This is a genomic window from Candidatus Insignibacter tubulum (assembly GCF_056790205.1).
In genome coordinates, this window is sequence record NZ_CP199715.1 from 611,272 (window position 1) to 622,449 (window position 11,178).

The window sequence follows — 11,178 nt, forward strand, 5'->3', positions numbered from 1 at the left end:
GCAATTTGGTAATTTCCTGATTTATAGCTAAATGCTGCTAAATTAGCATCATGATAGCAAGTTTTAGTGGAAACAGTAATAATCTCCAATACGTAAATTTGTTTTAATATCTCCAGCAGATCCTATATTAAGAATATAGTCGATACTAAAACACTATAATATAATTGTAGTATCTATAGCAGCATTGACTTTCCCATGTATCTCAGGAATCGAGGTAACTATAAATTACATAATTTATTATGCTACAATATATTTTTATTTCTGCTTATTATTTATAATACTTCTTCAAGTATCCATTGTCCTTTTTTTAAAAAAGATTCTGCTTGTTTAAATTTTATATTTCGAATTTCACCTGTAGTTATATGACGTATACATATACGATCATTACGAGATCTTTTCTTTTCTTTTTGATATAGTTTAGAAGAAGATGTTTGATCTTTGTGTTTTTTTAGTTTAGAGGAATCATTTTCAGAATCTAGAGCTTCTATACTATTATTATCTCTAGACAAATCTGCATTATAAAGGAAAAAAACAGTTTCTCTGTTTATTTCATTCATCGTACTGTGAAATAGATTAAAAGCCTCACCTTTATAAATAAGTAAAGGTTCTTTTTGTTCATAAATGGCATTTTGAACAGAACTTTTCAACTCATCCATCTTTCTAAGATGTTCTTTCCATTTATCATCTATAATGGTAAGAATAACACAGCGTTCGAACTCATTAATCAAACTTTCTCCACCACTTTCATAAGCTATTTTAAGGTCTGATTTTACAACTAAGATTTTTTTACCATCTGTAAAAGGAATTTGTATAAATTCAAAACTATCTCTTTGATTTTGATAAATATCTGTGATAATTGGGAGAACCTTTTGTTTAATATTTTCACTTTTAACCTTAAAAGCATTAGTAGCTCTTTTATAAAGAAATTCTATCATTTCCTTCTCTTTAAGCGATTTAAAGCTATCTAAATTTATAGAGCTTTCTATCGCAAAATATTTAAACCATTCACTTTGGAAATGCTCAAAATCTTTAATGTAAGAAATGATACTCTGTACAGTATTATAAAGAATGATAGATATATCTATAGGAAGTCTATCTCCTAATAGAGCATTTCTTCGTTTTTTATAAATAACCTCACGTTGTTTATTCACTACATTATCGTACTCTAGTAAGCGTTTTCGAATACCGAAATTATTTTCCTCAACTTTCTTTTGGGCGCGTTCTATAGAACGCGTAATAATAGAATGTTGTATTATGTCACCTTCTTTAAGGCCAAGACGGTCCATTATGCTAGCTAAGCGATCTGAGCCAAAAAGACGCATTAAGCTATCTTCCAAGGATACAAAAAATTGAGAGCTACCAGGATCTCCCTGCCTTCCTGAACGTCCACGAAGCTGTCTGTCTACTCTTCGCGAATCATGTCTCTCAGTCCCTAATATAGCTAGCCCTCCTGCCTCTTTACTCTCATTAGAGAGTTTAATATCCGTTCCACGACCTGCCATATTAGTGGCTATAGTTACCATCCCTGATTTAGCAGCTTCTGCGATAATTTCAGCTTCTCTTTCATGAAGTTTAGCATTTAGTACATTATGGTTTATTTTGCGAAGTTTTAGAGCTTTTCCAAGCAACTCAGATACCTCTACAGAGGTAGTACCTACAAGAACAGGGCGTTTTTCTTGACTTGAGAGCTTAAGTATTTCATTGATAAGAGCATTATATTTTTCGCGTTTAGTCCTAAATACGAGGTCTTCATAATCTATCCGGTTAACTCTCTGATTTGTAGGTATACTTACTACATCAAGCTTGTAGATTTGCCAAAATTCTCCGGCTTCAGTTTCAGCTGTACCAGTCATACCTGCAAGTTTGTTATACATTCTAAAATAATTCTGTAGAGTAATAGTAGCAAAAGTTTGACTTGCTGCTTCTATTTTAACATTTTCCTTTGCCTCGAGAGCTTGATGTAATCCATCGGAATAACGACGTCCTTCCATAATTCGACCAGTTTGCTCATCCACTATTTTCACTTGTCCATCGAGAACTACATAGTCCACGTCTTTTTCAAAAAGCGTATAAGCTTTTAATAATTGATTCACTGTATTAAGACGAGCTGACTTAACAGAAAAGTTTCTTAAGAGCTCTTCTTTTATTTTATTTTCTTCTTCTTTAGATAGCTGATTATTCTCGATATTAGTAATCTCCGTAACTATATCACTAAGGATAAAAAAATCTGAATCTGATATATCCTTTGAAAGGAAATCTATACCTTTGTCGGTAAGTTCTATCGTATTATTTTTTTCATTTATAATAAAATAAAGATTAGTATCTACTTTATGCATTTCTCTATTGTTATCCTGCATGTATTGGCTCTCTGTCTTTTGAAGAATTACTCGAATATTTTCTTCACTAAGAAACTTAATAAGAGGTTTATATTTAGGCAATCCTCTGTATACCTGCAAAATTTTAAAACCACCTGTTTTCTTATCACCAGATTTTATGAGTTCTTTAGCTTTGATAAGCGTTTTATTTAACTCTAACCGTTGTTGCTGAACAATACGTTCTATTTTAGGTTTAATTACATCAAATTCATGATAATCCTCTTGTGGAATAGGGCCAGAGATGATTAATGGAGTACGTGCATCATCTATCAATACCGAGTCAACTTCATCGACTATAGCATAATTAAGTTCACGCTGCACGATATCTTCTGCTGAACTCGCCATATTATCACGTAAGTAATCAAATCCAAATTCATTATTGGTACCATAGGTGATATTAGCGGCATATGCCTTCTGCCTCATAGCTGTATGTGGCGGATATTGATCTATACAATCTACGCTAAGACCGTGAAATTCCATAATAGGCGCCATCCAAGCAGAATCTCGTTTGGAGAGATAATCATTAACAGTAACTACATGTACTCCTCTTTCACTGAGTGCGTTTAAATAAATAGGTAAAGTAGCTACAAGAGTCTTTCCCTCTCCTGTGGCCATTTCGGCAATCTTTCCCTGGTGCAAAACAACTCCTCCTATGAGTTGGACATCATAATGGACCATATCCCATATAATAGTTTTTCCCGAAGCATTCCAAATATTTTTCCAAAATGCTTGTTGTTGTTTTATACTTACGTACTGTTTACAGGTGGCCAATTCTTTATCAAAGATTGTAGCTTGAACTTTGATTTCTGAATACTCCTTAAAACGTTTAGCAGTTTCTTTAATTACTGCAAAAGCCTCAGGCAATAGCTCTAATAAAACTTTTTCTTCAAGTTCATAACGGTTTTTTTTATAAATATCAATGTCTTCATAGAGTTTTTCCTTTAAATCAATATCCTCTTCCAGATATACCTGATTTTGCAAAGAAGTTATATGATCAGAAATTTTTTTAATACGCTTGTTTAAATAAGCTTTAAAAGCTAAAGTTTTTAAGCGCAATTCATCATGAGAGAGAGCACTTATTTTGAGTTCAAATTCTTTAATTTTTTCTAGATATTTTTTAGCTTCTCTTATATCTAGTTCATTCTTATTCCCTAAGAAACTTTTTAATATCTTATTTAAGAAATTCATTTGATCAAATTATCTATTTATAATAATAAAAGTCGTATAAGGCCTAAGTAGTGTATTATTATTATACTCTAACTTAATATTCATCCTCATTGAAAAAAAAATCTTCATTAGAAGGATAATCTAACCATATTTCTTCTATCGATTCATAACTTTCTCCATCATCTTCTAGCTGTTGAAGATTTTCAACTACCTCCAAAGGAGCTCCACTACGAATAGCATAATCTATGAGTTCATCTTTGTTAGCTGGCCAAGGAGCATCCTCAAGATAAGAGGCTAATTCTAATGTCCAATACATAAAAAATATTATATTAAAATGAATGCTTACTTATTACTATATAAAATTTTTTTTAGATTTCAAAAAATGAAACCCGCAAATATAAACAGCTTTTTAAAATATATTTTAAAACTTTTATTTATTCTCTAAATTTAAACTCTAATTGAAGTTGTCCATACATTTATAATGTCTTTTTATGCGGTTTAATTAAAACTATTTTTTACAATGCTTTCTAGATAAATACCGTAACTATTTTTATTATATTTATAAGCCAATTTTACTAGTTGATCTGCTGTTATATATTTCATTTGAAAAGCTATTTCTTCTATACATCCGATTTTGAAGCCTTGTCTTTTTTCAATAATTTCTATAAACTGTCCAGCGGTTAAAAGAGAATCAAAAGTCCCAGTATCAATCCATACATCTCCTTTATTAATTATTAATACCTGCAAAGTATCTTCTTCTAAATAAACAGCATTTATAGAAGATATTTCAAATTCGCCACGTTTAGAAGCGTGGATATTTTTTGCAATATCCACTACTGAGTTATCATAAAAGTAAAGACCAGGAACAATATAATTTGAGCGAGGTTTCTTAGGTTTTTCCTCAAGAGAAATTGCTTTTCTTAAAGAATCGAACTCAACTACGCAATATAAACTGGGATTTTCAACTCTATAAGCAAAAATATTGCCTCCTTTAGGGTTGATTTTACTGCAAAATAATTTCCCTATATCTGATGCGTAGAATATATTATCTCCTAAAATAAGCGCTACCGAATCATTCCCGATAAATCGTTCTCCTAAGATAAAGGCCTGTGCTAGTCCATTAGGTTTTTTCTGGACTTTATAAGAAAAATTACATCCTATATCACTACCATTCCCTAATAACTTTTGAAAAGTTTTCTGATCTTTCGGAACAGTAATTATTAATATTTCACGTATACCAATAAGCATTAAAGTAGAAAGCGGATAATAAATCATAGGTTTATCATATATCGGCATAAGTTGCTTACTTACCGATATAGTCAACGGATATAAACGAGTTCCTCTACCTCCTGCAAGAATAATTCCTTTCATAAATAATAAATATTTTTCATACTATCACCGATAGTAGATTACAGAAATTTAATTCTTCGACCAGTTTCCGTTTTTAAGACACCAGTTTATTGTAAATTTTAAACCTTCCTCAAATGGGATAGAAGGAGTCCATCCAAATTCTCTTTTTATTTTTGAGATATCTACAGCGTATCTTAAGTCATGTCCAGGACGATCCCGTCACAAAACGGATAAGATTTTCACTACTCCCCTGTTCCCTGTTTAATTTATAATCCATTTCTTTACATATCAAGAGTGCTAAGTTAATATTAGAGTATTGATTATAGCCACCGATATTGTAGGAATTCCCTACTTTACCTCTATGGAGAATAAGATCAATAACCTGTACATGATCTCCTACATATAACCAATCGCGCGTGTGGTTACCATTTCCATAAATAGGGATCGGTTCCTGATTTTTTATATTATTAATAAATAAAGGAATTAACTTTTCAGGGAATTGATTAGGGCCATAGTTATTAGAACAATTTGAAATGACAAAAGGCAACCCATATGTATTCCCAAAAGCACGCACCATATGATCTGAAGCGGCCTTGGGAGCATAATAAGGCGATTGTGGATCATAGGAAGTTTTTTTCAGTAAAAAATCCCTCTGGTCCTAGCGTACCAAAAACTTCGTCTGTCGAAACATGATAAAAAAGCTTATTTTCAAGATCATTCTTCCAAAGAGATAAGGCCTGTTGAAGTAAATTAGTTGTACCTAATATATTAGTCTCAACAAAATCTTCAGGTGAAAGTATTGAGCGATCTACATTAGTTTCAGCTGCTAGATGAATTACAGCATGAGGTTTATAGTATTGGAAAATATTGCAAATATCATATCGCTCTTTGATATCAGCTTTTACAAAAGTATAATTGGAACTATTTTGTATATCCTTTAAATTTTCTTTATTACCCGCATAAGTGAGAGAATCAATGTTAATAATATTATAATGATAATATTTACATATAAAATGTCGGACTACATGTGATCCAATAAAACCTGCACCTCTGGTAATTAATATATTTTTTCTAGCAGATATTACTATTTAGACAGTCCTATATTTTTTTTAAAGGTTAAAAGGCAAAAAAAATAATTTGTTATATCTTATTTATAATTTTATTCACAATAAATTTAATATGAAAGTTGTCGCTTTTAAAATTTTATTATTAATAATAAATAGAAATGTAATTAAAAACCCTTTTATATTTATTATATAACTCATCAAATTATTTATGTAATACTTTCTTATATTCCTATCATGAATCATATAAGATCATGAAAATTTAGTTTTTTAAAAAATTGAGGGTTTAAACTCATGTCAAAATCAGAGCCGATAAATTAGTTTATTATATAGTCTTTTAGAAATTATAAACTACAGGATCAGATATTTTATCGTTTTTAAAGATCTCTTTTACTTAATTATTATAAGTTTCTATTTGATAAAACCTATATGCCATTTCAAATAGCATTTTTTACATAAAAAAAATCAAAAAACGTAAATGTACAAACAAAACTCCTATTTTTACAGAGTTCTTAAAAATTTTTACAATGAGCTTCTATACAGAAAGAGATGAAAAAATTAATATAAAAAATATACAGGATAAAAAAATACAAAAAGAAAAAATAAGTATGCTTACCGCCTATGATTACTCTATGGCAAGATTGCTTGATCAGGCAGGCGTTGATATTATTCTCGTAGGCGATTCGGCCGCTAATGTTATGGCAGGATATCCTAATACTTTACCTATTACTTTAGATCAAATGATTTATCACGCTACATGTGTAACATGTGCTGTGAGTCGATCTTTAGTTGTAGCTGATTTGCCTTTTGGCAGTTATAACACTCCTAATAAAGCAATTAAATCGGCTACACGGATGATTAAAAAGGCAAAAGTAGAAGCGGTTAAACTCGAAGGAGGAAGTGAAATTGAAGAAGCTATAAGAAATATTATTTCTGCAGGTATTCCCGTAATGGGACATCTTGGACTTATGCCTCAGCATATCCATAACTTAGGAAGTTATGGAGTACGCGCTCGCGATGAAAAAGAAGCTGTAAAACTTCTTGAGGATGCGCAAAGGTTATACCAAGCAGGTTGTTTCGCTCTAGTTTTAGAAAAAATTCCAAGTACTTTAGCTAAAAAAGTGAGCACTACTCTTGATATCCCTATCCTAGGTATAGGAGCAGGTTCTTATTTAGATGGACAAGTACTAGTAATTAATGATCTATTAGGAATGGATGAAAACTTCAGGCCCAAATTTGTACGGCCTTACTTAGATCTACATAATCAGATTGTCAAAGCAGTAAAAAACTTTATAAAAGATATAAAAACAAATAATTTCCCAAATAGTAATGAACAATATGAATAAACGGTATAGTTTTATTTAAACTACTTTAAAAAGAATTCTACAAATTATCATAAGCAAAAACTATACAAAAATAACATAGTTTTCTCTTAATATAGCGTAAATCCTATCTTAGAACTTTAAGTCAACGTATTGTATAAAAAAAAATATTTTAAAATTTTTAGTTTATTCAAAAATAATTTTACATAAAAATGTACTTTTTTTTACATGCTTAAATTATTAAAATGCTTATTATAGGCGTAGGAGGTGGAACGGGTTCAGGAAAAACTACTGTTGTAAGTAAAATTTTAAATTATTTACCTGCTCAAGAAGTTATAGTTCTATCTCAGGATCATTATTATCATAATAATACTCATTTATCTTTTGAAGAACGCACAAAAATTAACTTTGATCATCCTCATTCAATAGATTTTGAGCTACTAGTTAAACACATCAAACTTCTTAAGGCAGGAAAAGTCATCAAAAAGCCAATATACTGTTTTATAACCCATACACGCACATCAGAGTATGTGATTATTAAACCTCAAAAAGTAGTTATTGTAGAGGGAATATTAGCGCTTACTCAGTCTAGACTTAGAGAACTCTTTGATATGAAAATTTATATACATGCTGATGCGGATGAACGCTTGATAAGACGTATAAAAAGAGATATTTTAGAACGTGGACGTGATTTAAAAGAAGTATTATGCCGATATCAGGAAACATTAAAGCCTATGCACGAGCAGTTTATTGAGCCAAGCAAATCCTATGCTGATATTATTATACCTAACATGTATCATAATGAAGCAGCTATAAGCCTTGTTAAATCAGCTATTGAGAATAAAATAAGAAAATAAAATTAATCTATCAATAAAAAATGTTTAATCTTAACTTTTCACTTTCTTCTAAAGAAGAAAAAAATAAAATCAGTAAATATCTATTTCTAAAATATAAATTTGTTTTCTTAAGTGTATGCTTTTTAATATGGATGTTTTTTTTTGATACAAATTCTCTATTATTACATTATAACTTATATAAAGAAAGCGTCGAAATTCGGAAGAAACTATATTATCTACAATCGCAAATAGATTTTGAAAAAAACTGGCTAAAGAAAGCTAAATCTGATCCAGATTATATAGAAAGATTTGCGAGAGAAAATTTTTATATGAAACGTGATCAAGAAGATGTTTTTATCGTATCGCAAAAAGGATAGTCTTTCTAAGAATATTTCAGATAGATCAAAAATGAAATAAATTATATAAATATGTTAAAAAAATCGATATTGTTTCTTTTCTTAGAAAGAACATGGTCTTATCTTTTTAAAGATAAAGTTTGCATTAAAAACAGTATTGAAGAGTTGGGAAACAAAGAAAACGATAAAATGACATATCAGGATAAAAATAATAACCTATTTGCTATAGAGATGATAAAAGCATTTTTAGGTATTGTGATAATTGTCATTTTAGGTTATTTCCTTTGGGAAATCAGAAAAATATTTTTCTATTTGATTTGTGCTATAATTTTATCTATTATAGGAACACCTATAGTGAAATTTCTTAATGAGAAGTTAAAATTACCTGTAAGTTTAAGCGCAATAGTCGCCATAATTTTATTTATGTTAATTTTCCTAGGGATCCTAGGAATTATAATCCCCACTATTATAAATCAAGCTAAAGATCTTTCTTTATTAAATACCGCTGGGTTTCGAGAAACTATTAATAAACAATATCTTCTTTTAAACTGTTGGTTACAAAATTATGGCATTAATATTTTATCAAATATAAATAAAGTTGAGTTGCTTTCTCGAATAGATTATAGTATACTACCCGAATATTTAAATGCCTTTATAACAACTATAGGTAGTTTCTTTATTAATGCCTCTTCAATTTTATTTTTAACCTTCTTCCTTATAAAGGATAGAATATTTTTTAGTAACTTACTGTTCTGCTTTTTCCCAGAATCAAAGAGAGAAAAATATAAGGATACTGGAACAAAAATAAAATCGCTTTTAAGAAGATATTTTTTTGGGTTGAGTCTTCAAATAACTATTATGCTCATACTTTATATGAGCATACTACTGCTTTTTGGTATAAAAAAATCGCTAGTTATAGCTTTTCTTTGCGCTCTGCTAAACATAATCCCTTATTTAGGGCCACTTGTAGGCGCTTTGGTCTTTTCTCTTTTATCTATGAGTAGTCTTATACAAGAAGGGGCTAATTTTCAAGAGGATCTTATCCCTAAGATTATACGTATTATGTTATTTTATATTTTAATTCAAGTAATAGATAATTTTTTTAACCAACCTATAATTTATTCAAAGAGCGTAAAATCTCATCCAGTAGAGATTTTCTTAGTTATACTTATTGGTGGGATATTATTCAATATATCTGGAATGATTTTTGCTGTTCCTATTTACACGGTAATACGGGTAGGACTTTGGGAATTTTTTAAAGAATATAAGTGGACTCAAGAGCTTTTTAAAGTAAAAGATAATAGAAACACTATATAACAATTATATAATAATATATCCTTTTTACTTATAAAAAGTTATTAATATCTGATATGAACAACAAAACTAAAGTAACAGTTTACATATTTTAAAAATTCTCTCTATTTCAATAAAATTAATATATATACATATATATTTTTATATAATATTTTTTATGTAAAATTTTTAAAAGAGCTTCATGTCCTCTAATACATTTATCATTTTTTTAACTTGTCTTGCAGAAGCAAGAAAATCCTCTCTTTCTTTATTGTTTAAATCAAGTTCAATAATACGTTCGACACCTTGAGCTCCTAAGACTACGGGAACACCTAAATAAATGTCTTTCAATCCATATTCTCCATTTAGATGAGTACAAGAAGATAAAATTTGTTTAGAATCTTTAATAATCGCTTCTACCATTTGCGCAACTGAGGCTCCTGGAGCATACCAGGCTGAAGTGCCTAAAAGATTTACAATCTCTCCTCCTCCATTTTTTGTCCTTTCTATAATAGAGGTAAGCTTTTGTGGTTTTATAAGCTCGATTATTGGAATTCCTGATACCGTAGTATAACGAGGTAAAGGAACCATAGTATCTCCATGACCACCAAGCAAAATTGCCTGAATGTTTTGTGGCGAGCATTTGAGCTCATCTGCTATGAAAGCCTTATAACGGGCTGTATCGAGAGCACCTGACATCCCAAATATATTTTTTGAAGCCCATTCAGGATGTTTGCCTTTTTTAATAGCGGTACAATAAGCAGCATAAGTCATTATATCAAGGGGATTTGACACAATAATGATTTTAGCTTGAGGAGAATAATCTATGACTTGACTTATTACCGATTGTATAATATTAGCATTAATGCTAATGAGGTCATCTCGACTCATACCAGGCTTTCTAGGTAATCCTGACGTAATTACAACCACTTGAGAATTTTCGGTATACGTATAGTCATTCATTACACCTAAAATTTGAGTACTGTAATTATTTACAGAAGAAGATTGCCGCATATCTAAAGCTTTCCCCTGAGCGAAATTTTTCTTAATATCCAACAATATAATTTCTTTTACGATATCTTTATGAGCTAGTACATCTGCACAAGTAGCCCCTACATTTCCAGCGCCTATAACAGTAATTTTCATATTAGTTTATTATATTTATTTTTTTAAATAGGATGAAAATACTAAAAAAGAGATATGATAAACAATGAACAATTCTGCTTTTTTTCATTAAAAAAGGCAAATAACATTTATAATCATATTCTTTTTCATATTTAAATATCCTAATTAATTATTGAATTATATTATTATATAATAATAATTATGATATAATTTATAATTATAGAGCATATAAAAAATATATATTATGGTTTTAATATCTATTTTTTTTATAATATATCAACACATTAAAG

At 29.8% G+C, this 11,178-nt stretch carries 8 protein-coding genes and 1 pseudogene; 4 read left to right on the plus strand and 5 right to left on the minus strand.

Translation table 11 applies throughout. The features are described 5' to 3' along the window. Positions 1-272: 272 nt before the first annotated feature. From secA to rfbB, 4 genes and pseudogenes are all read right to left on the minus strand, one after another. Entirely contained in the window at positions 273-3,563 is a 3,291-nt protein-coding gene (gene secA, locus ACUBP5_RS02615) for a preprotein translocase subunit SecA (RefSeq protein WP_482168100.1), read from the minus strand. A 73-nt stretch (positions 3,564-3,636) separates the two neighbouring features. Next, the gene (locus ACUBP5_RS02620; RefSeq protein WP_482168101.1) at positions 3,637-3,858 is read right to left on the minus strand and encodes a DUF2795 domain-containing protein; all 222 of its coding nucleotides are present in this window, start codon (positions 3,856-3,858) and stop codon (positions 3,637-3,639) included. A gap of 182 nt (positions 3,859-4,040) precedes the next feature. Continuing rightward, a complete protein-coding gene (gene rfbA, locus ACUBP5_RS02625; RefSeq protein WP_482168102.1) occupies positions 4,041-4,913 on the minus strand; it encodes a glucose-1-phosphate thymidylyltransferase RfbA in 873 nt (290 codons plus the stop codon). Positions 4,914-4,961: 48 nt separating this feature from the next. Next, positions 4,962-5,974: pseudogene (gene rfbB / locus ACUBP5_RS02630) on the minus strand (dTDP-glucose 4,6-dehydratase). A gap of 509 nt (positions 5,975-6,483) precedes the next feature. Between rfbB and panB the strand changes: the two are divergent. The 4 genes from panB to ACUBP5_RS02650 all read left to right on the plus strand — a co-directional run bounded on the left by panB (position 6,484) and on the right by ACUBP5_RS02650 (position 9,787). Next, positions 6,484-7,302, plus strand: coding sequence for a 3-methyl-2-oxobutanoate hydroxymethyltransferase (panB, locus tag ACUBP5_RS02635; protein WP_482168103.1), 819 nt, complete (start codon positions 6,484-6,486; stop codon positions 7,300-7,302). Between the two features lie 221 nt (positions 7,303-7,523). Continuing rightward, positions 7,524-8,135 (plus strand): uridine kinase, encoded by a 612-nt coding sequence (gene udk / locus ACUBP5_RS02640; RefSeq protein ID WP_482168104.1) that lies wholly within the window; start codon positions 7,524-7,526, stop codon positions 8,133-8,135. Between the two features lie 131 nt (positions 8,136-8,266). Then, the gene (locus ACUBP5_RS02645) at positions 8,267-8,491 is read left to right on the plus strand and encodes an FtsB family cell division protein (protein WP_482168105.1); all 225 of its coding nucleotides are present in this window, start codon (positions 8,267-8,269) and stop codon (positions 8,489-8,491) included. Between the two features lie 51 nt (positions 8,492-8,542). Continuing rightward, positions 8,543-9,787 (plus strand): AI-2E family transporter, encoded by a 1,245-nt coding sequence (locus ACUBP5_RS02650; protein WP_482168106.1) that lies wholly within the window; start codon positions 8,543-8,545, stop codon positions 9,785-9,787. Between the two features lie 165 nt (positions 9,788-9,952). On the opposite strand, the gene mdh is transcribed toward ACUBP5_RS02650, so the two are convergent. Continuing rightward, positions 9,953-10,909, minus strand: coding sequence for a malate dehydrogenase (gene mdh / locus ACUBP5_RS02655; protein WP_482168107.1), 957 nt, complete (start codon positions 10,907-10,909; stop codon positions 9,953-9,955). Between the last annotated feature and the right edge of the window lie 269 nt (positions 10,910-11,178).

Bases quoted from the DNA above. Each gene is read 5' to 3' on its own strand.
- secA (WP_482168100.1), bottom strand. From the start codon at position 3,563: ATGAATTTCTTAAATAAGATATTAAAAAGTTTCTTAGGGAATAAGAAT.
- ACUBP5_RS02620 (WP_482168101.1), bottom strand. From the start codon at position 3,858: ATGTATTGGACATTAGAATTAGCCTCTTATCTTGAGGATGCTCCTTGG.
- rfbA (WP_482168102.1), bottom strand. From the start codon at position 4,913: ATGAAAGGAATTATTCTTGCAGGAGGTAGAGGAACTCGTTTATATCCG.
- panB (WP_482168103.1), top strand. From the start codon at position 6,484: ATGAGCTTCTATACAGAAAGAGATGAAAAAATTAATATAAAAAATATA.
- udk (WP_482168104.1), top strand. From the start codon at position 7,524: ATGCTTATTATAGGCGTAGGAGGTGGAACGGGTTCAGGAAAAACTACT.
- ACUBP5_RS02645 (WP_482168105.1), top strand. From the start codon at position 8,267: ATGTTTTTTTTTGATACAAATTCTCTATTATTACATTATAACTTATAT.
- ACUBP5_RS02650 (WP_482168106.1), top strand. From the start codon at position 8,543: ATGTTAAAAAAATCGATATTGTTTCTTTTCTTAGAAAGAACATGGTCT.
- mdh (WP_482168107.1), bottom strand. From the start codon at position 10,909: ATGAAAATTACTGTTATAGGCGCTGGAAATGTAGGGGCTACTTGTGCA.